Origin of the sequence: Candidatus Rickettsia colombianensi (assembly GCF_003664375.1) — a bacterium.
Classification (GTDB): domain Bacteria; phylum Pseudomonadota; class Alphaproteobacteria; order Rickettsiales; family Rickettsiaceae; genus Rickettsia; species Rickettsia tamurae.
On record NZ_RAQN01000010.1, the window covers coordinates 1 to 23,673 of the forward strand.

The following is a 23,673-nucleotide window of genomic DNA, read 5'->3' on the forward strand; positions in this document are numbered from 1 at the left end:
GATCTTGTCCCATAGTATTATTGCTAATTTAGATTGTATTTTTTTGATATCAATGTTCTGTGATTTGTACAGGGTAATAGTTTAAGTCAAATATTCTTGTGTAAAAGAGATTGCCCTTTACTTTTCCATTTATCAATAATTTTAGGATTTACGATTAATTGCTCTTTAACAATCAAGAAGCATTCCATAAAGAATATGGGCATTATTGGGATGCAAATAATCAAGACCTGCTTTAAAATCCGCCGAGCATAATCTTTTTACGAGCGTCAGATTTACGATCAAAAGCTATTGCTTTTTGTAATTGCATACGAGTATACCATAATTTCTTTGTGATTAATTTAATCAGTCTTTGTGTTGCCTGATTTTGGTTTACTGGGCATCTTAGATTTCTTGTGCACCTCTTTCAATTCATTCAAGAAAGCATGATTTTTATTATCAGAGTTTTTTGCAAACTTTAAAAATCCAATCAACAATCTATCATCAATAGTTAGAGCATTACCTGCATTAAGCATTACCGCATTTTGTTTACACAAAATGCCATGCGCTCAGTGAGTAGTAAAAATATCTACAGAGTAATATTTAAATGGGATACATTAATAATGGCAATATTTCACTGATTAACAAAGTATATGAAGAGGTAGGTTTGCCTTTTAGGGTGACTGCAAAATCCTTTAAAGCACTTGGAATAGATAAAGTTCCGACTCGTCATGTTGGACCTAGGTATAATAAAAGATCATTAGAAATCATGCAACAGAATGAAGAAATTAGAAGACATAATAATTAAAAAAATAGTTGACATGGCATTAATGTACTTCAGTATTTCATCTGTACAAAGGAGCAAGGGACAAAATGCCGTTGCTTCAGCTGCGTATATTTCTGCATCAAAATTAGCGTACAAAACTATCGATAAAGAAACTGGTGAAGAGATAAGTATTACTTATGATTTTACTAAAAAGCCAGGAGTAGTATACCGCAAGATATTTGTGCCTGAGGAGCTTGAAGATGTAGTTTGGTTAAAGGATAGAGAGCAGTTATGGAATGCGGCAGAAGCAAGAGAAACAAGGGATGATTCTAGAACTGCTGAGAAGATTTGTTTTGCCTTACCACGTGAGGTAAGTCAGGAAGAAAATATTAAATTAGTGGCAGAGTACGTAAACAAGAATTTAGTATCACGAGGTATAGTATGCGACGTTAACATACATTACGATAACCTTGATAATCCGCATGTACATTTTCAGTTTTTCACAAGAAGATTAGAGCGTTTAGAGAATGGAGAAGTAGTAATTGGAAAGGTAAAGGATAGGGAGTTAGAAAGTACAAGATTCTTATATTTTCTAAGAGAAGAATGTGAGATAGCAATTAATAAACTGTATGAAGAAGCAGGTTTGCCATTTAGAGTAAGTAGTAAGTCGTATAAGCGGCTGGGTATAGATCAAGAGCCGACTAAGCATAGAGGAGCTAGTTATTATATGGAATCGACTGAGTTTGAGGCAAAGAATCAAGAAATAATAGTTGAGAATGCAAAGAAGATATATGAGAATCCGGAGATAGTATTTGGTCGTATTTCATATACAAAACCTGTGTTTAGATATAGCGATAGCATTATCGGACGCTTTAATGGTGCATTTAGTATTAAAAGGCAGCAATATTACTCAGGAACAAGCAGCTATTAGGGCGTTTGGAAAAGGATTAGTTCAGGAGCAAGGTAGTAGTGAAGATGCATCAAAAAGCTTAAGTAATAATCCAGCAACAAGTACAGCTCACAACCCGGCTATCGAGCATTTGAACAAAGAATATGGAGAGGAGTTTTTAAGGTTATATAATCAGCTACTTGTATCAGACAAAATAGAGCTGATGGACCAAAAAGATTTGATGGGTAGAACAGTATACTCCTTGAAATCAAGAGTGAATTTAGAGCGTCGTTATGTATCTGCTATAGAAGAGTTAAATGCTAAGGAAGAGCATAATCTTAATATTAACGCTGAGAGTTTAGAAAGAAATAGTCTCAAAGAACAAATAGGCGATTTGGTAAATGTAGTAGGAGCAAACCTACAAAATAAATTTAACGATAATATAGGAGGTAGTTTAGGTTTAAAGCTTAATGTATTTGGCAGTAAAAACCATGAGTTCAGTACTGAGCAAATAGAAGCAATCTTATCAGGATGTAACGGCTCTGATATTAGTGTACTAGAAGGTAATCCTGGAGCAGGCAAGACTTTCGTGATGAGAGAGATAGTGAGGTAGTACAAGAATGCAGGATTTAAGGTAGTAGGTACTGGTCCAAGTAGCGTATCTGCCAAGGTACTTAGCAGAAATGCCGGTATAAAAGCCGATAATACAGGCTTACTACGTAAGAAGATAGAGGAATCAAGAGGAGTGAATTTTAAGATAGATTTAAGCAGTAAATATTATGAGGAGGAGGAATATTTAAAATCTATTGGTTGCGATACTGTATTTAGTGGCAAAACCGGGGATGTGCTTGATAGCAAGACTGTACTGATTGTGGATGAGGCAAGTATGATAGAGCTTGCTAATATGGACTATTTAGCCCACGAGGTACTCAGAGCTAAGGCAAAATTAGTGCTTGTTGGAGATAACAACCAGTTTACAGCTGTTGGTATGACTGGAGCATTTAACAAAGCACGCAAGATTGCATGGGGAGTTAAGCTTACAGAGGTCAGAAGACAGGAAAGAGTAGAGTACAGGAAATCTACCGAAGCAATGGGACGCTTCCAGATGCATGAAGCAATTGAGATATATAGAAATTTAGATGTTTTTAATATTAAGGATAATGAAGAAGAGGCTAAAACTAGCTTAATATCATCATTTGCTAAAGAATATACTGAGCAGATAGATAATCTTAAGCGAGATGATTTAATAGCTATGCGAAGTATTGCAATTGGAGCATACACTAACGAGAAGGTAGCTGAGTTTAACAGAAGAGTCAGAGATGAGCTAAAGCATAGCGGAGCATTAAAAGGCAGAGAGGTATTAATTAGCAGTGGCGGTAGGTTGATACCGCTGATGAAAGGCGACCAGGTTGTATTGGAAGAGAATAGTTTAAGATACGGCATAAGCAATGGTGAAGTTGGAACAATATTATCCGTAAATCCTTTTGGCAGCAGTGCTAATAGTAAAGGTGATGGAGTTTTACGGGTACTAGTACATAAAGCTGATGGTTCAAAGGATATAATCGAGATTAATACATTTTTAGATTCCTTTAACAATAAGAGAAGGGTGAAGTTAAATCATGGATACGCTTTAACTGGCTACAAATTGCAAGGTGAGACAGTAGATCGCATGCATGTATATTTTGACCGTTCTATTGGATATGAGGCGTTTTTAGTCTTAATGTCACGTCATAGGGAGGAGGTTAAGCTTCATGCATCCGCAAAAGAGCTGGAAAACATAGTGTATCAACGTCTTGATAGTGAAGTAGAAAAAATTAGAAAGCAGTTTAAGATTAATAGCTATGAAATGCTACCTGAAAAGAAAAAAAGTGAGAATGGCAAAACGTATAAAACACATGCACCAAAAGAAATACCGAATTGGCTTAACTCTTGCAGTCAGCAGAAGAGTAAATAATAGCTTTGCCATAGACTATAAGAATGGTGGCATATTAGACGGTAATCAGTTAGTCATCAAGGATTATTTAGAAGCAAGGTCACGAGTCTTTGAGTGTCACGGCAAGATAAGAGAGTGGAAGAGCGATACTGAATCCCCTGGCAATATCACAAGATTATACGGTACAATTCTTACCCAAGCTACTAATCTAAAGAGTATCAAGTGAGATGATACAAGTCCTGTTATAGATTTTGAATTAGAGCTAGGCATCAAAGATTTAAAGATTGATCCATATAATATTGTATTTGCTGATGGCGAGGATAGCTTTAAATACACAATTGAAAATATTGTAAAAGGAGTGAAAGAGGAAGAATCGGAGAGTGCACACAGTAGTCAACAAGATAGCAAGGAAATGAAAGGAGTCACCTATAGTGACGGCAAGCTTAAAATTAACTTCAAGGAGCTTTGATAGCAAACATCAAAGCAAAATCATTGCTGTTTGCCTAAGAGAGAGTGATTATGAGAACCTGAAGGAGATCTTTGAAGAATTAAAATTAGACAAAGGTGTTTTAAAAGATTACGCAGGGTTAATTTGTGACAGTTACAGCAGTGTAATTGATGCTGATAATGCAGATGAATTTAAGCGTTTGATTCGCAAGAAGAAAGATAAGAGCAAATTAATAAGTGAGAACAAAGTAGAAGTTAGAGAGAAGAATTTTAGTAGGTTAGAAGATCGTAGGGCTAAGTTAGAAGAGCGGATTGAGGAGATCAAGGAGCAGGGAGCAAAGTATGATGAGAAATTAGAGGAAATAGCTAGTAGAATATCAACTAGACTTCAGCTAATCAAAGACAATACCACATTCACCAGCAGTTCTATATTAATGGGAGAGCATACTATTCAGCTTAATATTAACTATGAGACACTACGCAAACATGCTGGTTTTGACACATACAAGTATTATTTAAAAGATATAACTCAAAAAAGCACAATAGGTAATTGCAATGCAAGGCGTATCAAGATTTAATGATGGTAGTTCGAGATGCTAGTGGTGAGATTTTAGCAGAAAGAGAATTAGTACAACAAAAGCTAGATTTTCACGGTAGCAAGGTTAGTGCAAGTAATGGACAAGTATTAGAGCAAAAACCTTCCTCTAATACTATAAGAGCTGCAAGTAAATTAATAAGAAGATTACAGAAGAACCTCTCAGCTATCGATAGCTATATATTTGATAATCAAGAATTAATAGAGCTAAAGAGATGTGATTTGCTTGAGAATCAGAAAGCTTTAAGTGATCTAAAGCAAGAGGAGCAAGTGCAAGAGAATTTTGTAAAAACATTATTTCCTCATTACTTAGGACGTATTTACGAGCAGCAAGTAACAGAGATCATAACGAAGTGGGAAGCAGTTAAAGCTGCTAACGCTGATGTAGATATAAAGGAACTAATCTCACAAATCCAATCTAATCCATCAATACTTGGAAAGCTACCTGGCATTGGAATAGGTACGATCTTTGGAGTAAGCGTTAGCCGCCGTAAATCTATAGAGCAAGTAGTGAATTTAGATAAGCAGCTTCTAAAGTATGAGGAGAATATGGCAAGGCTAAACGAGATTAAGGATAATGATTTAATTAAAGAGCAAGAGCAGAAAATAGTAAAGACTTAGAAGATACGTATAAGTATTTTGATAGCAGTTTGGAGCGTTATCAGTTAGAGACTCAGCATCAGGTGATTCAGCAGGATCAAGAGCATGCTAAAACAGCTGATGAAATGTTAGCTGCAATTAGCCGTGAGCATGAGTTCTATAAGTCTCTTGATGGCAAGCTTAAATATGCAGAGAAGTATGATAATAGTTTATTATCTGCGATCTCAAATGCTAAGACTATCGAGCAAGATAAGTTAATTACTAATATGCATAACATGGTAGTATATGCTCAAAAACATGGTATATTAAATGATTACGAGATACTAAATCAATTTAACTCTTCTGATAGTCATAATGTGCTTAAGAATTTAAGTAAAACATGTGAGAAACATTATATGGATCATCACAATGAGAATATTAAGCAGTTATTAGATGATGAGCATGTGATGGTAGGAGCTAAGAAATATTCATGCCCGCTTAAATACATGAAGTATGAGATGCAAAATAATATACCATGCTTTGTAGATGAGAAACAAATAGCACAACCTTTGCTAAGATCAAAGCAGAAGTTAAAGAGCTTCGCAAAGAGTTAGAGTTAGAACATACAATGACTATGAGGTTATAAGGATTTGCAAGCATGACTAATGAAGAACATAATCGTAAACAACAACAAATAGACTCAGAACATAGTGGTTCTGCTGAGCGTTCAAGACATGACGAGTTATTTAAAAAGGTCATGAGTGAGCCTGTAGCTGCTCGTGAGTTTCTAGAGCATTATTTACCAGTGTCATTTAAGAACAAAATTAATCTAAATAGTGTTAAAATAGAAAAGGAAAGCTTTGTTACTGAGGACTTAAGAAAAAGACTCAGTGATGTTGTTTATTCTGTTTTTTTAAAAAATGATAATGTTAAAGATAGTACCGCTGATAGTGTAGATAATGACAAAGCTTACATATATATGCTTATAGAGCACCAGTCTAGTAGTGATTACTGGATTGCTTTCAGACTTTGGCAGTATATGCTTTTATTATGTGAAAGACATAAAGACGCAAATAAAAAGAATAATATCAAACAAGAAAAAGATAAACTCCCTCTAATATGTCCTATAGTAGTATATGCAAATGATAAACCTTATAATGCTCCAAGGAGCTTTTGGGAGTTATTTGAAGATAGCAGTACTGCTAAAGCTTTAATGTCAGATGAATACTTACTTGTTGATTTACAAAAACAAAGTGATGATGAAATGGAGAAAAAGAAGCATCTTGGTATGATGGAGTATATGCTCAAACATATCAAGGCTCGTGATATATTAAATCTATGGCAAAGCTTACTTGAGAAATTCGCAAGTAGTATTGAAATAGATAAGGCGAATGGCTTTATTTACATTAAGTGGTTATTATGGTATAGTGATGCTAAGGTCTCTGAAGATAAACAAGTAGAGCTTGCTAAAATCATAGCAAAACATCTAAATAAAGCAGACCAAGAGGGACTTATGAGAACTATTGCTGATAAATATATTGATGAGGGTATTGCTCAAGGCATGCAGATTGGTAGAAATGAAGGCATGCAGATTGGTAGAAATGAAGGCATGCAGATTGGTAGAAATGAAGGCATGCAGATTGGTAGAAATGAAGGCATGCAAATTGGTAGAAATGAAGGCATGCAGATTGGTAGAAATGAGGGAAAATATGAAGTAGCTAAAAATATGCTTTCTAATAATTACTCTATTCCTGAAGTTTCTCGTATTACAGGACTTTCTATTTCTGAAATTAACCAGCTTCTCAAATCCTAATACTCAAGTCAAAGGGACGTCCCTTTGACTTGTATTCTTCTGAATCTATTTCTTCCTTGTCATTTTTGCCATCAGATTGTCGTTATCTTTAGCTTTTCCTAAAACACTTACATCACAATCTTGTATTGTAACGTTATTCGCACCTGTGACAGTTAAATATCTTGGAAATTTAGTGGTCACTAAATACGCAGTACCCCCTGATATGATTGCCAAGAATAATACCACTAGGCACATATTCTTTAGAAAATTAAAATTGCTACATTCTATAACATGAGTAGCACTAGCAGAGAGTTTTTTACTATATTCGTCTAGTTTTTGATCTACTGAACTAAGATGTTTTGTACTATGTCCTGTTATTGAGTTACTGACTTGCTCTATTTCTGTTTTGTATTTTTTTAATTCCTCCGCGTAACCACTGATGATAGTATTATATGAATCATGTAATGATTTTGTATATTCTATTTGGATTTTGTCTAGCTCACGTGCTACATCCGGTATGATATTTGTTATTGCTTCTTTTGTTTTTTCCGGTAATACAGTTAAAACTCCAACTTCATTTTGCAGTATCTCATATTGATTTTTTTTGGCAGCAATAGTTTTATCAAACGTTTTGACTGCATCATTAAGTTGTCCTGCACTACTAGATAGAACTTTGCTCAATTCTTGCTGTTACTGCTCTAGTGCTTTAGTAGAAAAACTCAATTGATTCTTTAATTTGTTCACTGTGTCGTCATCAATGCTAGGTTCTGCATTGAGAGGAGTTACTAATTGTGATGATTCTGCACTATTTGCTGTATCGTTAGTATTTTCCCCTACCTCTACTATATTTTGTTTTTCCTCTAAATTTCGGTTTTGATTATTTGATTATTTTGTCATATTGATTCCTCATGTTTATTGTTAATATTTAAGTTTCAGGTTAATTTTAAAGTTATTTCTCTTGGGAGCGTATCCTCTAGTTCTGTTACAGACTCTTCGTCAGATATTTCATTAATATCGTGACCTGTACTTGCCATAGAACCTAGTGGGGTATTTTCAGTAGCCCCATCATTGCTTTGTATTTTGTCTAATTCTTCTTGATTTTTAATCTTTATTGCCCTGATTTCTTCCGCCTTTCCATAAAATACCCCTTCTTTAAATACCACTCCCGTTAAACGAACTCTGTTCTTTGGTTTAATATATATCTCAGCTTTATATTCCGCTTGTTGTTTTACATATTTAATCTCACCTAATACTGCAGAAGATGAGCTGCCATTTTGTTTAAAATCCTCTTTGCTCTCACGAACTAATATTACTTGTTTTTCTTGTACATAAAAATTTTTCTCTATCCTTTCTGTGATTAGTCTATCACGTTCCCAAGCCTAATGTGTATAGGGTTGTAATAATGGTAATAATTTATGTATTGCAGTAGAAAAAATTATTATTTTATAACCTTTTGGAATGTCTGATACTTCAGAAATTTTTGCATCAATTGGTTTGGTTGCTGTTCTTGCATCTTCTCTTTCTTGCTTTAGTTGTAATTCTAATAATTACATTATTTTCTTAAATTTTTTATTTAAATTAGTGCTAGATAATATTGCATAAACTTTTTCCGAGCTACATCCAGTATGGATAGCTTCTAATATTATTTCACTTATCTTTAATAGATACTGAGGGTTACTTTCAAAATTCTTGTTCCACTCTATGTAATACAAACTGCCATATTTTAGTTTCCTAATTAATTCTCATGATTCTCTAACTAGGCTAGTTAATTTTGCATGATTGCTAACCATGCATTTAACTTCTTCTATTTTACAATATACATCGTCATTTGCTTCTTCTGTTGCTATCGCCTCTTGCAAAGCAATAGGATTAAACTTCACTAATCGATCAAAAACTATATTTATAGTTGGAGTTTGATTCTTATCTAAGCAAATGCTTTGAATATCTACTAACATACCAATTTGCATTTTGTCTTTTTTCCTCTGATCATTGTAAAAATAAATTTAATAATTCATCAATATATTGTGATGGTCTAAAATATTTTTATACTACAGTCATGGGACATTTATTAAAAAATGGTCTAACGGTAGAAGAAATTGCAAAAAATCTTAAATTATTGTAATAGTTTTATTATACTTGTGATGGTATGTAGTACATTTGCTGAAGATAAAAAACCTGATCTACAGTACGATTTTTGGAAAAATAAACAAGGAATAACAATACAAGCTTGCTTATCTGGATATAATGCAAAAAAGGTTTTATGGCTCTTGCCTAGTTTTATTGAACGAAATAATTATCACAAATCGTTAGAAGTTGTTACTAATATTAGAGACAATATAAGCCTAAAATATGATTATATTGAGACTAACTATAGAGGTAGTACTTGTATAAGTTATACACTTGAGCACTATAAGGGATGGTATAATCAACTTTTTCAAGATATATCAGAAGATTCTTTTTTAATATTTGGTAAGCATAGTATAATTATTCCAGAATCTGTTTTTAAAGATCATCAAAATATTAATGTGAAATTTAATTGGAATAACTTTCCACAACAAATTAACTCTAATTTGGATCAAGTGCTGGATAACAAACAAGTAAAACTCAGTCTTCAAGATTTTGATAGCCTATATTATGCTAAAGGTTATAACACTTTATATGTAGATTCCAAAAAACAGAATAAATTTATATATACTCAAGATTATTATGTACTTATAGAAAAAATCAAGCCTCAGCTTATCAGCATAAATACTTATCTAAAAAAACACTTTCCCTCTATTAATATTAATCGTAATACTTTCATTTTTGTTGAAAATGAAAGTCCAATAAATACTAACCCAGATTTTGCATACGGTAATGGTCAGGAATTTATTCAAGTGGTTGGAATGAACACTAAACAAATATTTGATACGGAGTTTATAAGGTCTTTTACTCATGAATATCTACATAAGATTATAGGTTATACTGTTAAATTTAGACCTGAAAAATCTGATAAGGAATTTTGGTTCAAAGAAGGTTTTGTTGATTATCTTAGTATACAAATCCTTTTAGAGATATGGAATATTGATAACTATATGAATTTTTATAATAGTAGAATCTATAAATATTTTGCCTTAAATATGCACAAGTATAGACTAAAGGATTTATATAATAAATATATTTATGACGAAGCAGGTTATATAGCTGGCATGTTTTATGCTAGTAAACTAAATAATTTTATTATATTTCACACTAATGGTACTAACGATTTAATAGGATTGTTAAGTGTGTTTATTAGTCAGTTTGTTAAAAATAACAAGCTATACTTTTCAGAAGAATTATTCTTTAAAAGTATTGAAGTATTGATTAAAAAGCCTTTTTCTAGTATAGAAGAATTAAGAACAAATAGTAGCTTACTAAGTAGTGAATTATTATTTGGAACGTTACGTTTAAAAAAGCAAAAAATGCAAGTACCAATTTATTCATATGATCTTTATGAATTAGTTTCAACTATGCACTTTAATAACAAAAGAGTTGTAAAGATGTTTCCTAAATCCACCGAACCTTTTCTATATTATCTTGAGTTAATTAATAAAAATAATAAGATTGAACAGATGGTTTTAAAGCCATCTTATATAACTAAATCAATTCCTCAATATGAACTGATACCATCAAGTTGGCCTTCAGTTAAGGCACTTTCGCTGTGACGCAAAATGGTATCTCAATACTTTTTGTCACCTGGGATATAAGGTATAACACCAGCATTAAAGGCTTTAACTTGGAAATCATATGGTGCATACCTCTAATATCAATAATAAAGCCATTAACTTCTATAAGCCAAGCCATTGGATGATCGTCCATTCTGCTTGGAAGAGTCCACGTCAGATCTAACTGACTAATTTTCAGCATATCTCTTATAGATTTGCTTTTTGCGGAGATTGTGCTTTGAGAAATGTCAAACCATTCTGCTATTTCTTAAGCTCTGATATGAGGTTTTTGAGACTTATCAAACAAAGAATTTACCGTACCCAAGGTATGAATTATACCAGCTGACCAGGTGGATGCTTACCCAGACAATAACGGGGGAGGTCTTTTTCTTGCAAGTTTAACTGCTAATTTCAATGACAGGTCATAATATTCATCATTTAGCTTATCATTACAAAATGACTTAATGGTTCTAATTATGTTTATAAATTTATTATGAACATTATCAGGGACTTTTGGTGTATTATGATTACTCATTACAGTTCCTATATAATAAATGTGGTTGATATTATCTTTAGTTTTGATTAGAATGCAAGCGTTAAATAGAGCTGTTAGTATAAATTAGTTCCTACTCTAGTTATTTCCGGTACTAGTGTCGGCGGTCTTATAGCTGCATTACTCACTATTCCAAAAGAACTTGGTTCAAAAGAAGCAAAATATAGTGCTAAAGAGGCACTTGAAATATTTAAAGAAAGTAGCAGCGATGCATTTATCAAGTGTTGGAGAGCCTATTGTTGAATATGTAACATCATTCTTTGGTAGTCATGATCAACATGAGCCATTATTATTTGAAACATATACACCTCACTCAACAAGTGCTGTTATAGAAGACTATAAGCTAATAGGTAGTAATGCTCAATTAATAGCAGTAGAAATTTAGATTTACAGCTTCGATACACCCACAACAAACATTTGAGCATATATGAACAAAACTTCCATAATTTGGTTACGGCGTAATTTACGACTGCATGATAATAAATCATTTGCAGCAGCTTTGCGTAATTCTGATAAAATCCTACCTATATTTATTTTCGATACCACTATTCTAGAAAGGTTTAAAAATCCACATGACAGAAGACTTTCCTTTTTAGCAAACACACTTTGTTTAATTAACGATGAACTCAAGAAACTAAAAGGAAAGCTGCTAGTATTTCACGGCAATCCTATAGAGATTATCTCCAAACTTACTGCTATTTTAAAAATTGAAAATATTTACGCTGATGAAGATTATGAACCGAGCAATATAGCACAAGACAAAAAAGTACAGGAGTTGTTAGGTAGTAACTGCACGCTTAATTTATATTGCGATCATTTACTTATAAAGCCTGATAGAGTTTTAACAAAAGATAATAAGCCTTATAAAGTATATACTCCTTATATGCAGGCTTTTCGCAAATTTATAGCGAATAATGGAGTTATAGCACATAATAAGCTATTAACGAATTATAGCTATAATTTAGAAGGTAAGTTATATATACCGAAAGATATAGATCTAAAAACTATTGACTTAAACGTAGGGGCATCTGAAGCATTAAAACAAATCGGTTATGTTTATAAAGAAGATGAGCTTTGGCAGCCTAGAAACGCTCAAAATATTTTAAATAAATTTATTGCAAACCGAATAAATTTTTATAAAACCGATCGAGATTTCTTATATCGTAACGGCACAAGTACCATCTCACCTTATTTAAGATTCGGACTTATATCTATAAGAGAATGTTACCGCAAGGCTTTTAATGCTTCCTTGAATCCAGGAACTATCACTTGGATTAATGAACTAATTTGGCGAGAGTTTTACGCAACTATTTTATATCATTTTCCAAACACTGTTAATGAGGAATTCTTAAAAAAATATAGAAATAAAATTCCATGGAATAATAAAAAAGAGTATTTTGATAAATTTATTAATGCCGAAACTGGTTATCCTATAATAGATGCAGCAGTTAAGCAGCTTATTAGTGATGGCTGGATGCATAATAGATCAAGAATGATTGTTGCTAGTTTCTTTACTAAGAATTTACTTTTAGATTGGCGCAAAGGCGAAGAGTTTTTTGCTCAGTATCTTATGGATTACGAACTTGCTTCTAATGTTGGTGGATGGCAATGGGCAAGCTCTTGCGGTACTGACGCACAACCCTATTTCCGTATTTTTAACCCTTATACTCAAGGGCAGCACTTTGATCCTGATGCTGAATATATAAAAAAATATTTACCTACATTAAAAAAGGCTCAGACACATATTATTCACAACATCAATTTTCATAAAATGTATGATAATTATCCAAAGCCGATGGTGGACTATGTATTATCACGAGCAAAAGCTATTGAAGTATTCAGACAAGACTTACGATATATTTGACAATATACCCCTAAACTACGGGATATTATCAGTAACTACACTGTAGAAAAATACCTTAGTGTTAGGGGTTTTTTACCTATCTCGCAAATTTTGCTTGTAGAAGCGATATTCCATCTGTCTACTAAATTAGAAATTAGTAGACAGGTGAAAAGAAGGCTAATATACTGTATATTAAATCGTAAAAACATTATTAGTAGACAGCGTAGTCTACTAATCGATATAATATACAATATATTAGAAGAAATATGAGATTATTTGGTTATGCTAGGGTGTCAACCAATCAGCAGCTTTTAGACATACAAGTTAAACGTCTTAAAGATGCTGGAGTAAAAGAATCAAGAATATTTTATGACAAGGCAACAGGTAGTAATTTAGATAGACCAGGATTAAATAACTTATTACATAAGGTAGAAGAAGAGGATGTAATATTGATTACTAAGTTAGATCGTTTAGGCAGAGACACTGCCGATATGATTAACCTAGTTAGTCAGTTTGCTAATATAGGTGTAGCCATGCGTTTTCTTGATGATGGAATTAGTACAGAAGGCAGTACAGGAAAAATGGTTATTACAATCCTTAGTGCAATAGCAGAAGCTGAAAGAGTACGGATACTTGAAAGAACTAATGAAGGACGGTTAGATGCAAAAACTAAAGGTATTAAGTTTGGTCGCAACCGTATTATAGACAGGAATAAATTGTTACAATTAAATGCAGAAGGGATTAAAGGCACGGCATTGGCCAAAGAAATGAAAATAAGCCGTGCCGCCGTTTATAAAATTCTAAAAGAAGAAAAGCAGCACGACACTAATGTGTAATATGCAATCGCACACTATTATGATATTTTAATTTTCTTAGCCTTACTTTGTTCTTTTTTAGGTATTTTTATAGACAATATACCGTCCTTAAAGTGTGCACTTACATGTTCTTCATCGATATTAGATGGTAAACTAATAGAGCGAGCAAAAGAACCATAATATCGTTCTTGCATATGATAATTATGATCTTTTTTCTCAGTAGATTGTTCCTTTTTGCCCTCAATAGTTAAGATATTACTATCTATTTTAAGATCAATATTATCTTGTGTGACACCTGGCAACTCAAGTTCTAGATGATATTCAGATTCATTTTCAGTAATATCTGTTCTAGGCGATAACATTCTGTCATTGTAAGAAATAGGGTACGAAAAAGAAGCTATTTCATTAAAGAAGTTATTAAAAATATCATCAACATAGCTTCGTTTATTTGTGTGATGTTGTAACTCTGATTTATTTCTAATACGTGGTAAATTAAAAGTCATAAGTACCTACCATAAATTAAATAAATATTGATTAGTAGTAATTTAGCAAAATTTAAATATTACCTATTGAATTGGTATTTCTTTTGCATCTTTCTCTTTAACCTCCATACGAGGTAGAGTAATAGTCAGTATACCATTCTTTAAGTTTGAAGAAATATTATTTTGATCTATATCTTCATATAAAGATACTACATAATTGAAATTTCTATTCGTATAATCATCTGAAGCATCAGATTTATTATCTTTTTCTATATTGCCTGTAACAAATAATTTATTACCGCTGACTTTAACTTTGATTTGGCTTTTGTCATACCCTGGTACTTCTAATACTAGGGTATATTGTTTATCTTTAGTAATAAATTTAGTTTTTAAAGAACTTGAGTCATAGATAGACAACCTATCATCGAATATATTATTCCAGTAGTAATCCAAAGCAGAAAAAGGACGTAAGTTCGGAGGGTGTCGCAAGTAAATAGTCTGAGTCTTATTATCAGGTTTACCCTCATTATCAGCTGCAATAACTGTATTGGTCAATAAGATAACAGTAATACAAGATAGCAAATATGATTTGATGTTGTTATATAGCATACATACCTCTTTTGGATTTATATAACATATAAGATGTGAGCTTACTGGAGCAAGCCTCCACACTAAAAATATAAGTAGTGACGTGTGAAAATTCAATAGTATAAAAGTATAATGGACTAAAAAATCAAGACAAAAATAAAGAGTTAATCAGTTGGTAATTCTGTTTAAAATTAAGCAGCCATTTGTGTATGATGTTGTATACTATCGAGATAGACATTTATGGTTTTTTTATAACCAATACTTGAATGAAATCTCTGATAATTATATTTACTGATATAATCATTGATGCCCTCCTTAAGCTCTCCTATATTTTGATAATCATTAATAAATATACAAACATTACTCAGTTATCTGATTATTTGCGATAGAAAATAAAGGGTAATGCCATAATACCGCAAATTTTGAGTAACTAATTTGAGAGTTTCTTCAGTCTGATCCATATGAGGTTAGATTTTAAAGTTATACAATCATTGCATTTATTTAATGCCAAACCTTACGAATTAAGCTTACATCTAGGCAAATCTAATTTAACTAGCTGCTGCCATGCGATAACAGGACAATGCTCCGGTTTATGCTCCGGCATGCAGTATTGTGTATGTGTGGATACTGGCTCTGTCCCAAGACATTCCTTGAAATCTTTAACTTGTAAATATCTTGGCGGTAATGCTCCTGTCATATCATAGTTCTTGCTATACTTTTTGTGGTATTTTTTATGATGTTTTGAATGATAACTTAGAGATTCTTTCGGGCAATCAATACTTACTAAAGGACCTGGATATGGAGTCACACGTGGTTCATGGTGATGTGTACATGGCGGAGGAGGATTTCCACATTCAGTTTTTTTATACTCATTATACTGGTACTGTGCATGGTGATGTTTTGAGCATTTACATCCGGATAACATTGGAATACATAATAGAATTAAAAATAATGATTTCTTAACCATAATTAACCTCTCTTTAATAAAATTATTAACACTTAGTAATCTATCTTTTTATCTTCTCATCCTAAATATACATTAACAATTAATTTTTGCTGCTATACCATATGCGGTAGTTGTTTTTGTTAATATATGCACAATGTATATTGTAATAAAGTTACTATTCTTTTTTTAAGATTTAAATCTGTTATGAGGATTTATAGTCTGCAGCAGGATATTGATTGAAGTAGTGTTATAGATGTTAGAACGTAAAAATCTAAGTTCTAGATCAAGATTATCTTCACAAGTTTCAATCATCCAAGATTTATAATGTTCAACAGGGTGCATGGACCAGCGATAACCTCTAGCTTTTAGTAAGTCTTTAGTATCATAAGGAGCATTTTTTGCCCAAATCTTAAATCTTGTTTTATTGCAATTAATAAGTAACTGCTTTAATGCTGGTTGTTTAGAAATAGGCAATGTTTGAGCAAGTAAATGTAAGCCAGCAAGACAATCTGTTACAGCTCTATGTCCTTCATAAAAGAAATTATACTTGTAAGCAAGATATTCTAGTTTATGGCTTTCTATTTTTTCAGCTTTCCAATCAATATCGGCTCTTGAGCATCCCCAAACTTTGGCAATAACTTTAGGAAACATTTTATCAAAAAATGGTCTATCAAAAGCAGCATTGTGAGCAATAATGATATCAACATTTTCAAGAAACTGAATAACTTCTTCTTGATCTATATGCTTACCTTTAACCATTTCATCAGTAATTCCTGTTAGTTCAGTAATGTGCAAGGGTATAGGTTCCTTTGGATCTTGATACTGATTAAATTCATCAACTATTTGATAAATACGTCCATCTTCAGTATATTCAAACTTCACCATGCCAAGTTCAAGTATTTTATCTTTTTCATATGATAAGCCGGTAGTTTCAGTGTCTAGAAATATCCCAATTTGTTTTGGAGTACTATTTGGTAAATGATAATAAGATGGTTTTGTATATCGCTTAACAACTTTATATTGATCTGAGGTACTTAACGTATCAGCTATTTGCTCTAGATTATTGTATTTAAAATCTTTATTGGCAGTATTAGATACTTCTTGAATAGGAAGAGTATGCTGATAACCCCTTGATTTCCTTATCCTAGCGATACGTTTAATATTCTTATCCATATCATATTGTGAGTTACAGTGAATGACTTTATAATTGCCTTTATTAGAGTGTAAAGAGCCCCAACTGCAGATTAAGTCAGTAGTACCAAAGAGATTTTCTTGGGTACAGAGTCTATAATATTTATGATTCTTAGTCCAATAATAAGCCAGCATGTTATTAATGATGCTCCAATCAAAAGAATTTCAGAATATGTTTCAAGAACTTCTCTTTGTTGACATTAAGATCTTTGTTTAGTTTGAAAATGCCATTTTCCCAAGTGCCTACAACTGTGCCATCAGCAAGAGTTAGCGGTACTTCATTAAGTAACGAAGAATCATCTTTAACTTTAGACAGTACAAGTTTTTCAAGAGAATTAGCTCCCATTCCTTTTCTAATATCATCAGCACAATCTGTGAGAGCATCTATATATTGTTGTCCTTTTTGTGCTAATGAAAAAATTGAGTAAGCAGTTCTTGCTGTTACTTTAGTGACATTACCGACAGTATCCCATATTTCCTTAGGTATTTTAGCGAAATATAAATAGTTCATGAGTTTAGCTCTTGTCATGTTTAGATTCTTAGCAAGCTGCACTTGCTTGAGGTTCAAATCCACAATAAGCCTCGTATAATACAATCCTTTTGAATAATCGCATATATCCAGTCCTTGATTTTCTTTAATCTGAATGATTGCGGCATGTTCATCGGTGACATCATCAATTACGGCTTTAAGGGGCAGGTCAGCATCTAGGCACGCTTTCCATCTTCTACTACCTGCTATGATCTCATACTTAAACTTTAAATCACCTTTAAGCGTGCGAAGATGAACTGGTTCTATTTGACCATTATTTTTAATGTCCTGTGCAAGAGAGGCGATATCCCCAAACTCAAAGTTACCTCTGTCGGCATACTTCCATCTAGTACAGTCTTTTGGATCAACAGTTATGATTTGCATTACTATATACCTTGTAATTTAATTGTCTCACATGAGACAAAAAGTTTAGTTACCTACTAAAATGTCCTACATTTTAGTAGGTAACTGTATATCTGTAAATAAGTGATTTTAATTATTGTACACATTTTCAATAGTAGTGCAAGCGAAAAAATAAAATATATTAAGTGTTTCCGTTAATATGATGTTGCAAGAAAACACTATCCTCATTTCATTATAAAATATATGTAAAAAATATAAGTAATACTTGATAAGTATAAGAAAAAGTGGTACTATAAATATATGAAAAGGAACAGAAATATACACTTTTCAATTACTTAAAACAATTAAAAAAAAGAGGCAAATATAACAAAATCATTAGAAGAAATAATTAAAAACATCAATAATTTAACGGATGCAGAAAAAGAGTTTATTGCTGATAGATATGATGCAATTTTATTTAACAATGGCAATTTAATGTTTAAAGCTTCTCATGGATGTTTACCACATTTTCAAGAAGAAATAATTAAATTACTAAATATAGAATTATTTCGTGAAGTTATAATTGAACATATATTTTTATATGAAATTAAGTTTTGTGAAGCAGAGCTAAAAAATATGAAATTAGCTAAAGTACAAGAAAAGCAGATCCAAGAGAAGATAAATGAAATTAAAACCTTAAAAGCACAATATAAAACATGTATACCAATAAGTGTAACTAATGATTTAAACAAACAGGCAAAAATCAAGACTTTACTAGATGATTATTACAGTGCTGTTTTTAATAGCGTACAATGTAGTTCATATTTAGATTCTCTATTATAATTTTACTTGTACTCCTTGTGATAGTTATGAATATGATTCATATAGTGGAGCAATGTATATGCCAAAAGAGGCGTTAAAAGAATGGGAAGAGATGCAAAAGAACAATAATAATGAAATAGAGATTTGTACCACTCGGTATAATGAATATGATGCACAATGCATTAATTTACAAGAACAATTAATTCAACTAGCTAGCAATCTACAATGAGGTATGTAATGAAGAATTTAACAACATACCTCATTAAAGAATATACTTTAATAGAGGCGGTAAGAAAAGATAATTTTCAAGAAGTAAAATATCTTGTATCACAAGACGTAGATCTAAACTTTCATGATGAGAATCTAGATACTGTGTTTTCAATAGCAGCATATCACGGACAGATTAGAATCTTAGAATATTTAGCAACTAATATGAAAAAAACATCAGTTAATATATGATTAATTCCAAAAGGTATCACAGCTCAAATACTTTTCTTCAAGAGCTGCTGCCCTTTACTTTTCCATTTATCAATAATTTTAGGATTTACGATTAATTGCTCTTTACAATCAAGAAGCATTCCATAAAGAATATGGGCATTATTGGGATGCAAATAATCAAGACCTGCTTTAAAATCCGCCGAGCATAATCTTTTTACGAGCGTCAGATTTACGATCAAAAGCTATTGCTTTTTGTAATTGCATACGAGTATACCATAATTTCTTTGTGATTAATTTAATCAGTCTTTGTGTTGCCTGATTTTGGTTTACTGGGCATCTTAGATTTCTTGTGCACCTCTTTCAATTCATTTAAGAAAGCATGATTTTTATTATCAGAGTTTTTTGCAAACTTTAAAAATCCAATCAACAATCTATCATCAATAGTTAGAGCATTACCTGCATTAAGCATTACCGCATTTTGTTTACACAAAATGCCATGCGCTCAGTGAATTTACTGCTTAAATCTATCTTAAAATTCGCTCCTCTTGATTCCTCTATCTTCTTACGTAGTAAGCCTGTATTATCGGCTTTTATACCGGCATTTCTGCTAAGTACCTTGGCAGATACGCTACTTGGACCAGTACCTACTACCTTAAATCCTGCATTCTTGTACTGCCTCACTATCTCTCTCATCACGAAAGTCTTGCCTGCTCCAGGATTACCTTCTAGTACACTAATATCAGAGCCGTTACATCCTGATAAGATTGCTTCTATTTGCTCAGTACTGAACTCATGGTTTTTACTGCCAAATACATTAAGCTTTAAACCTAAACTACCTCCTATATTATCATTAAACTTATTTTGTAGGTTTGCTCAAGGTCGAGATTGGTACTTTGGATATTGAGATAAGAAAGGTAATAATCCAATTTTTAGACATTTACTTAAGATGGGTGCTATACCCATAATACGTCATAGTTTGATTAAAGGGAATATTAATCCTTATGATCCTCAATGGGAAAGCTATACTAAAAATAGAGTAACTAAACTAATGAAAAATACTATGACAGATATGGTATATCGACTTTGGATTAAAGAAAATGGGAAGTGTAAGTATTGTAATCACGATATTGATGAAGTTACTAAATGGAATATACACCATAAATTACCTCGTCATAAAGGTGGTTCAAATACCTTAAACAACCTTGTACCCTTACATCCAGAGTGTCATAGACAACTCCATAGTCGTTATGTTGCTGGGTTACCGATACAAAGTAACCTTATCTATGCTTGCGCTGTGTGCGGTGAAAGTCGCACGCACAGTTCTTAGGGGAGCGGAGTTATCCGCTTACCCGACAATGGTCAGGAGAAATATAATGTTGCAAGGAATTTATGGAATTTATTTACCAATAATAAATTAGCAAGAGAGTTATGGATTAATGATTATCAGTTAGTAAATGTTCATGAAATTCCTGATGAAGAATTAAAAAAGCAAGCGTGGTCAGGAATATTACAGTTCTTTATGAAGCATATACACGAGCGATACCTACTTAAAAGATGGTATGAGGTAGCTGATTTATTACCTGAGTTTGCAAAACTAAATATTGGTATTGATTACCTGGAGCTGATATTAACCTATACATTGATTAAAATAGACAAATCTGATAGAATAAAACTAGAGAAAATATTAAAAAGTCGTCTGAATACCGAACAAGGAGCAAAACTCATGACAAGCTTAGCTCATCATTGGAAAGAAGAAGGGGTGCAACAAGGCATGCAGATTGGTAGAAACGAGGGAAAATATAAAGATCATTTTTCGAAACAACAGATTCGTAGATTCTTTAGAAGATATTGCTCTGATTACAGATATAAAAAACTCCTTATTGAAGGAGCTCAACGTTTTAACTTAGATGGCACTCCAGCAAGTTTAGTAACTAAAGAAGAAGTGCCTCCAAAAACTAATAAATTCTCTAAACCTAAAGAATCATCATCTACGTAAATAGGCTAATCACTTAGGTGATATTCTTTTAGAAAAGTAGCAAAGCTACTTTTCATCTATGTTTTATTAAAAATATTTGAGAACAAAAATATGAAATCACAGCACTCATACCATAACGCCATAATCATTGATAAAAATACAGATTCAAAAATAGACAGCATAGTACCCTACAATTATAAAAAAAGACGTGAAGAATTAAATCAAGTAGTAAAACATCACATAGAACGACAAAAGCAACAAGTAGTACAAAAGAGCAAAGCTCTATCTGTCTAAAAACGAACGTTTCCGTACACCCCCTATTCCTATGTCCATAAATTATATTGACTTACTTTAGTACATACGATATATTTAAGACAATCTTTTTGGTATATTTTATACTACACTATTTTATGTCTCGTACTTTTGCCTATGTTCGTGTTTCCAAAATGCAACAAGATACTGAAAATCAAATCAGAGAAATTGCATTAGCTGGATTTACTATTGCACCACATCGGATAATTACTGAAACGGTTTCTGGTTCCATACCTATAGCACAGCGTCAAGGTTTTGCACATCTGTTAAATAAGATGGAAAATGGAGATGTTCTGGTTGTCACTAAGTTAGATCGATTAGGACGTGATGCTATTGATGTCAGCATAACAGTCAACAAACTAGAGCAAATGGGAATTAAAATTCATTGTCTTACACTTGGGGGTGTTGATCTTACCAGTTCAGCTGGAAAAATGACTATGGGAGTAATTAATGCTGTTGCTCAATTTGAGCGTGATTTGTTAATAGAGCGTACTCAATCTGGGCTTGCGAGAGCTAAAGCAAATGGTAAAACTCTCGGACGACCACAAATTTTAGCAGAATTACAAAAAAAACAGGTTATACAGCAACTACAAGAAGGCAAAACTATCACATCTATTGCAAGACATTTTAATACAAGCAGGCAAACCATTATGCGTATCAGAGATAATAACCTCTAATACTTGCTTGTACCGCTTTACATTCAACACCCAAGATTATGTAAAACAAATTTATAACTTACTTATCTTCTATTTTGTGCTATAATATGCTAATGCATATACAAATATTTAGTAACTAATTATTATGGCAGTTTCAAAGTTCCTAGATCCTAAAAATGATATCGCCTTCAAGAAAATCTTTGGTTCTGAAAAAAACAAAGACATTCTTATTCACTTTATCAATGATATCATGAGATTTAAAGATGATGAACAAATACAGGATGTTACTTTCTTAAGTCCTGTCCAAGATCCTGATATTGCTTATAAAAAACAGTCTCTCGTCGATGTCTTATGTAAAGCTCAAAATGGTACGCAAATCATCGTAGAAATGCAAATCTCCCCTTCTAAAGGCTTTGAGAAAAGAGCCCAATATTATGCTGCTAAAGCTTATTCACGACAACTAGCCCAAGGACAAAAACAAGACGGTCTCTATGCTAACCTTAAGGAAGTCATCTTTATTGCTATTAGTGATTATATTATCTTTCCTGATAAAGCTAATTATATCTCTCATCATGTTATCCTAGATAAAATTACTTTTGAACACGATTTAAAGGATTTCTCTTTTAGCTTTATTGAACTACCTAAATTTAATATAGATATAATTGAAAACCTAAAAACCATTACTGAGAAATGGTGCTATTTCTTTAAATATGCTGCTAACACAAGTGAAGCTGACTTGCAGAAAATTATAGGTAGCGATCTTGTAGTAGGGCGTGCTTATGAAGCATTAAATCAGTTTAACTGGCATGAAGCAGAACTCCTTGCTTATGAGCAGGAAATTAAACGCATCATGGATAACAAAGCTGTCGAAGAATACGCTCTAGAACAAGCTGAAACTAAAGGTATTAAAATTGGTAAAGCTGAGGGTAAAGCTGAAAGAAATATAGAAATAGCACGAAACTTAAAAAGATCAGGAGTAGCAATTACGATAATATCTGAATCTACTAGCTTAACTAAAAAGCAAATTGAAGAATTAGATGATTAAATTTAAGTTGAGTTTACTATAAAGTCAGTGCATATTTAAATAACAGACCAGACATTGGAATTACTAAGAATCAGTTAACTATATTGGTATAGAATGTATTGAATGGCATGACCCAATATGGTTTAATAGACTGCTGTATACTAGATAAATATTCATTTCCAATAATTACCATTAAAATCAGTAATTAATCAGTGAGAATTAGTGGCTAAAAACTAATTGATATTATTAAAAGCCAAATATTATGGAAAATCATCCAAAAAAAATTAATAAAATAACTTATAAATATTATGAGCAAAAAATCAATTATGCCAGAAATTTCTGTTAAAAGTACTAAGGAACAAATTTTAACTGCCTATAATGAGGTGTTAGCTAAGTTAAATGATAAACAGCTAGCTACCCCTCAAGAACAGAAAAAACAGCAAGAGAAACAAGAGTTGGTAAGTAAAGGTCAGCACTGATTCATCTGATAGTAT

General features: G+C 32.4%; 33 protein-coding genes and 3 pseudogenes. 23 read left to right on the top strand and 13 right to left on the bottom strand.

Features of this window, described 5'->3' with window-relative positions:
• Positions 1-583: 583 nt before the first annotated feature.
• The 9 genes and pseudogenes from D6968_RS03445 (at position 584) to D6968_RS03470 (ending at position 6,998) form a co-directional block, all read left to right on the top strand.
• Positions 584-784: a hypothetical protein gene (locus D6968_RS03445; RefSeq protein WP_121543427.1), complete on the top strand. Its 201-nt coding sequence runs from the start codon at positions 584-586 to the stop codon at positions 782-784.
• Positions 756-1,673 (top strand): MobA/MobL family protein, encoded by a 918-nt coding sequence (locus tag D6968_RS05940; protein ID WP_245969264.1) that lies wholly within the window; start codon positions 756-758, stop codon positions 1,671-1,673. The genes D6968_RS03445 and D6968_RS05940 overlap by 29 nt, the downstream gene beginning before the upstream one ends.
• A complete protein-coding gene (locus D6968_RS05945) occupies positions 1,618-2,244 on the top strand; it encodes a hypothetical protein (RefSeq protein WP_245969266.1) in 627 nt (208 codons plus the stop codon). Before D6968_RS05940 ends, D6968_RS05945 begins: the two co-directional genes overlap by 56 nt.
• Positions 2,245-2,307: 63 nt before the next feature.
• Positions 2,308-3,585 (top strand): annotated as a pseudogene (locus D6968_RS05950) (AAA family ATPase); the annotation flags it as partial.
• Positions 3,527-3,790, top strand: coding sequence for a hypothetical protein (locus D6968_RS05955; protein ID WP_177717282.1), 264 nt, complete (start codon positions 3,527-3,529; stop codon positions 3,788-3,790). The pseudogene D6968_RS05950 and the gene D6968_RS05955, both read left to right, overlap by 59 nt.
• 205 nt (positions 3,791-3,995) lie before the next feature.
• Positions 3,996-4,589, top strand: a complete 594-nt coding sequence (locus D6968_RS03455; protein WP_121543429.1) for a hypothetical protein — start codon at positions 3,996-3,998, stop codon at positions 4,587-4,589.
• Complete coding sequence (locus tag D6968_RS03460) at positions 4,589-5,227, top strand: hypothetical protein (RefSeq protein WP_245969268.1); 639 nt, start codon at positions 4,589-4,591, stop codon at positions 5,225-5,227. The genes D6968_RS03455 and D6968_RS03460 overlap by 1 nt, the downstream gene beginning before the upstream one ends.
• A 29-nt stretch (positions 5,228-5,256) precedes the next feature.
• Positions 5,257-5,799, top strand: coding sequence for a hypothetical protein (locus D6968_RS05960; RefSeq protein WP_245969270.1), 543 nt, complete (start codon positions 5,257-5,259; stop codon positions 5,797-5,799).
• Between the two features lie 44 nt (positions 5,800-5,843).
• On the top strand, positions 5,844-6,998 hold the full coding sequence (locus D6968_RS03470) for an Rpn family recombination-promoting nuclease/putative transposase (RefSeq protein WP_121543431.1): 1,155 nt from the start codon (positions 5,844-5,846) through the stop codon (positions 6,996-6,998).
• Positions 6,999-7,043: 45 nt separating this feature from the next.
• Here D6968_RS03470 and D6968_RS05965 read toward each other — a convergent pair whose 3' ends face one another.
• The 3 genes from D6968_RS05965 to D6968_RS03485 all read right to left on the bottom strand — a co-directional run bounded on the left by D6968_RS05965 (position 7,044) and on the right by D6968_RS03485 (position 8,944).
• Positions 7,044-7,658 (bottom strand): viral A-type inclusion protein, encoded by a 615-nt coding sequence (locus tag D6968_RS05965; protein ID WP_245969273.1) that lies wholly within the window; start codon positions 7,656-7,658, stop codon positions 7,044-7,046.
• A gap of 251 nt (positions 7,659-7,909) precedes the next feature.
• On the bottom strand, positions 7,910-8,140 hold the full coding sequence (locus D6968_RS03480) for a hypothetical protein (RefSeq protein ID WP_121543433.1): 231 nt from the start codon (positions 8,138-8,140) through the stop codon (positions 7,910-7,912).
• Positions 8,141-8,719: 579 nt separating this feature from the next.
• On the bottom strand, positions 8,720-8,944 hold the full coding sequence (locus tag D6968_RS03485) for a hypothetical protein (RefSeq protein ID WP_121543435.1): 225 nt from the start codon (positions 8,942-8,944) through the stop codon (positions 8,720-8,722).
• A 129-nt stretch (positions 8,945-9,073) separates the two neighbouring features.
• Here D6968_RS03485 and D6968_RS03490 point away from each other — a divergent pair, with 129 nt between their 5' ends.
• Entirely contained in the window at positions 9,074-10,663 is a 1,590-nt protein-coding gene (locus D6968_RS03490; RefSeq protein ID WP_141110523.1) for a hypothetical protein, read from the top strand.
• Here D6968_RS03490 and D6968_RS05970 read toward each other — a convergent pair.
• Positions 10,644-11,198 (bottom strand): annotated as a pseudogene (locus D6968_RS05970) (DUF6398 domain-containing protein). The gene D6968_RS03490 and the pseudogene D6968_RS05970 overlap by 20 nt on opposite strands.
• Before the next feature lie 226 nt (positions 11,199-11,424).
• On the opposite strand from D6968_RS05970, the gene D6968_RS03505 reads away from it, so the two are divergent.
• The 3 genes from D6968_RS03505 to D6968_RS03515 all read left to right on the top strand — a co-directional run bounded on the left by D6968_RS03505 (position 11,425) and on the right by D6968_RS03515 (position 13,895).
• Positions 11,425-11,601, top strand: a complete 177-nt coding sequence (locus D6968_RS03505) for a DUF5424 family protein (RefSeq protein WP_245969302.1) — start codon at positions 11,425-11,427, stop codon at positions 11,599-11,601.
• Positions 11,602-11,643: 42 nt separating this feature from the next.
• Positions 11,644-13,080: a cryptochrome/photolyase family protein gene (locus tag D6968_RS03510; protein ID WP_121543441.1), complete on the top strand. Its 1,437-nt coding sequence runs from the start codon at positions 11,644-11,646 to the stop codon at positions 13,078-13,080.
• A gap of 245 nt (positions 13,081-13,325) precedes the next feature.
• Entirely contained in the window at positions 13,326-13,895 is a 570-nt protein-coding gene (locus tag D6968_RS03515) for a recombinase family protein (RefSeq protein WP_121543443.1), read from the top strand.
• Between the two features lie 17 nt (positions 13,896-13,912).
• On the opposite strand, the gene D6968_RS03520 is transcribed toward D6968_RS03515, so the two are convergent.
• The 6 genes from D6968_RS03520 to D6968_RS03545 all read right to left on the bottom strand — a co-directional run bounded on the left by D6968_RS03520 (position 13,913) and on the right by D6968_RS03545 (position 17,994).
• Complete coding sequence (locus D6968_RS03520; protein ID WP_121543445.1) at positions 13,913-14,377, bottom strand: Hsp20/alpha crystallin family protein; 465 nt, start codon at positions 14,375-14,377, stop codon at positions 13,913-13,915.
• Between the two features lie 63 nt (positions 14,378-14,440).
• Positions 14,441-14,965: an Hsp20/alpha crystallin family protein gene (locus D6968_RS03525; protein WP_121543447.1), complete on the bottom strand. Its 525-nt coding sequence runs from the start codon at positions 14,963-14,965 to the stop codon at positions 14,441-14,443.
• A 170-nt stretch (positions 14,966-15,135) separates the two neighbouring features.
• Entirely contained in the window at positions 15,136-15,312 is a 177-nt protein-coding gene (locus D6968_RS06670; protein ID WP_121543511.1) for an IS3 family transposase, read from the bottom strand.
• Between the two features lie 146 nt (positions 15,313-15,458).
• A complete protein-coding gene (locus D6968_RS05245; RefSeq protein WP_177717270.1) occupies positions 15,459-15,911 on the bottom strand; it encodes a hypothetical protein in 453 nt (150 codons plus the stop codon).
• A 165-nt stretch (positions 15,912-16,076) separates the two neighbouring features.
• Positions 16,077-17,216 carry a 3'-5' exonuclease gene (locus D6968_RS03540; protein ID WP_342767355.1) on the bottom strand — a complete coding sequence of 380 codons (1,140 nt, stop codon included), beginning with the start codon at positions 17,214-17,216 and terminating at the stop codon, positions 16,077-16,079.
• 19 nt (positions 17,217-17,235) lie between these two features.
• Positions 17,236-17,994 (bottom strand): ParB/RepB/Spo0J family partition protein, encoded by a 759-nt coding sequence (locus D6968_RS03545; RefSeq protein ID WP_121543451.1) that lies wholly within the window; start codon positions 17,992-17,994, stop codon positions 17,236-17,238.
• Between the two features lie 453 nt (positions 17,995-18,447).
• Between D6968_RS03545 and D6968_RS03550 the strand changes: the two genes are divergently transcribed.
• The 3 genes from D6968_RS03550 to D6968_RS03555 are packed head-to-tail and all read left to right on the top strand — an operon-like array spanning position 18,448 to position 19,233.
• Positions 18,448-18,795 carry a hypothetical protein gene (locus tag D6968_RS03550; protein ID WP_121543453.1) on the top strand — a complete coding sequence of 116 codons (348 nt, stop codon included), beginning with the start codon at positions 18,448-18,450 and terminating at the stop codon, positions 18,793-18,795.
• A 58-nt stretch (positions 18,796-18,853) separates the two neighbouring features.
• Positions 18,854-19,003 (top strand): hypothetical protein, encoded by a 150-nt coding sequence (locus D6968_RS05250; RefSeq protein WP_177717272.1) that lies wholly within the window; start codon positions 18,854-18,856, stop codon positions 19,001-19,003.
• An 8-nt stretch (positions 19,004-19,011) separates the two neighbouring features.
• Complete coding sequence (locus tag D6968_RS03555; RefSeq protein ID WP_177717275.1) at positions 19,012-19,233, top strand: ankyrin repeat domain-containing protein; 222 nt, start codon at positions 19,012-19,014, stop codon at positions 19,231-19,233.
• A 23-nt stretch (positions 19,234-19,256) separates the two neighbouring features.
• Here the strand turns inward: D6968_RS03555 and traD are convergent, their stop codons facing one another.
• From traD to D6968_RS05975, 3 genes are read right to left on the bottom strand one after another with little or no spacing between them, the layout of a single operon-like run.
• A complete protein-coding gene (gene traD, locus D6968_RS03560) occupies positions 19,257-19,451 on the bottom strand; it encodes a conjugal transfer protein TraD (RefSeq protein ID WP_245969284.1) in 195 nt (64 codons plus the stop codon).
• Positions 19,452-19,507: 56 nt separating this feature from the next.
• Entirely contained in the window at positions 19,508-19,681 is a 174-nt protein-coding gene (locus D6968_RS05255; protein ID WP_177717267.1) for a hypothetical protein, read from the bottom strand.
• Positions 19,681-20,055 (bottom strand): AAA family ATPase, encoded by a 375-nt coding sequence (locus D6968_RS05975; protein ID WP_342767356.1) that lies wholly within the window; start codon positions 20,053-20,055, stop codon positions 19,681-19,683. The genes D6968_RS05255 and D6968_RS05975 overlap by 1 nt, the downstream gene beginning before the upstream one ends.
• A 103-nt stretch (positions 20,056-20,158) precedes the next feature.
• Here D6968_RS05975 and D6968_RS03570 point away from each other — a divergent pair, with 103 nt between their 5' ends.
• The 7 genes and pseudogenes from D6968_RS03570 to D6968_RS05265 all read left to right on the top strand — a co-directional run bounded on the left by D6968_RS03570 (position 20,159) and on the right by D6968_RS05265 (position 23,658).
• Entirely contained in the window at positions 20,159-20,539 is a 381-nt protein-coding gene (locus D6968_RS03570; protein WP_121543457.1) for an HNH endonuclease, read from the top strand.
• 27 nt (positions 20,540-20,566) lie between these two features.
• A pseudogene (locus D6968_RS05260) lies at positions 20,567-21,007 on the top strand (Rpn family recombination-promoting nuclease/putative transposase); the annotation flags it as partial.
• Positions 20,984-21,208 carry a ProQ/FINO family protein gene (locus tag D6968_RS05980; protein ID WP_245969304.1) on the top strand — a complete coding sequence of 75 codons (225 nt, stop codon included), beginning with the start codon at positions 20,984-20,986 and terminating at the stop codon, positions 21,206-21,208. The pseudogene D6968_RS05260 and the gene D6968_RS05980, both read left to right, overlap by 24 nt.
• 90 nt (positions 21,209-21,298) lie before the next feature.
• Positions 21,299-21,481 carry a hypothetical protein gene (locus D6968_RS03580; protein ID WP_121543459.1) on the top strand — a complete coding sequence of 61 codons (183 nt, stop codon included), beginning with the start codon at positions 21,299-21,301 and terminating at the stop codon, positions 21,479-21,481.
• A gap of 116 nt (positions 21,482-21,597) precedes the next feature.
• Positions 21,598-22,176 carry a recombinase family protein gene (locus tag D6968_RS03585; protein WP_121543461.1) on the top strand — a complete coding sequence of 193 codons (579 nt, stop codon included), beginning with the start codon at positions 21,598-21,600 and terminating at the stop codon, positions 22,174-22,176.
• A 124-nt stretch (positions 22,177-22,300) separates the two neighbouring features.
• On the top strand, positions 22,301-23,200 hold the full coding sequence (locus D6968_RS03590; protein ID WP_121543463.1) for an Rpn family recombination-promoting nuclease/putative transposase: 900 nt from the start codon (positions 22,301-22,303) through the stop codon (positions 23,198-23,200).
• 305 nt (positions 23,201-23,505) lie between these two features.
• The gene (locus tag D6968_RS05265) at positions 23,506-23,658 is read left to right on the top strand and encodes a hypothetical protein (protein WP_177717279.1); all 153 of its coding nucleotides are present in this window, start codon (positions 23,506-23,508) and stop codon (positions 23,656-23,658) included.
• The last annotated feature ends 15 nt before the right edge of the window (positions 23,659-23,673 follow it).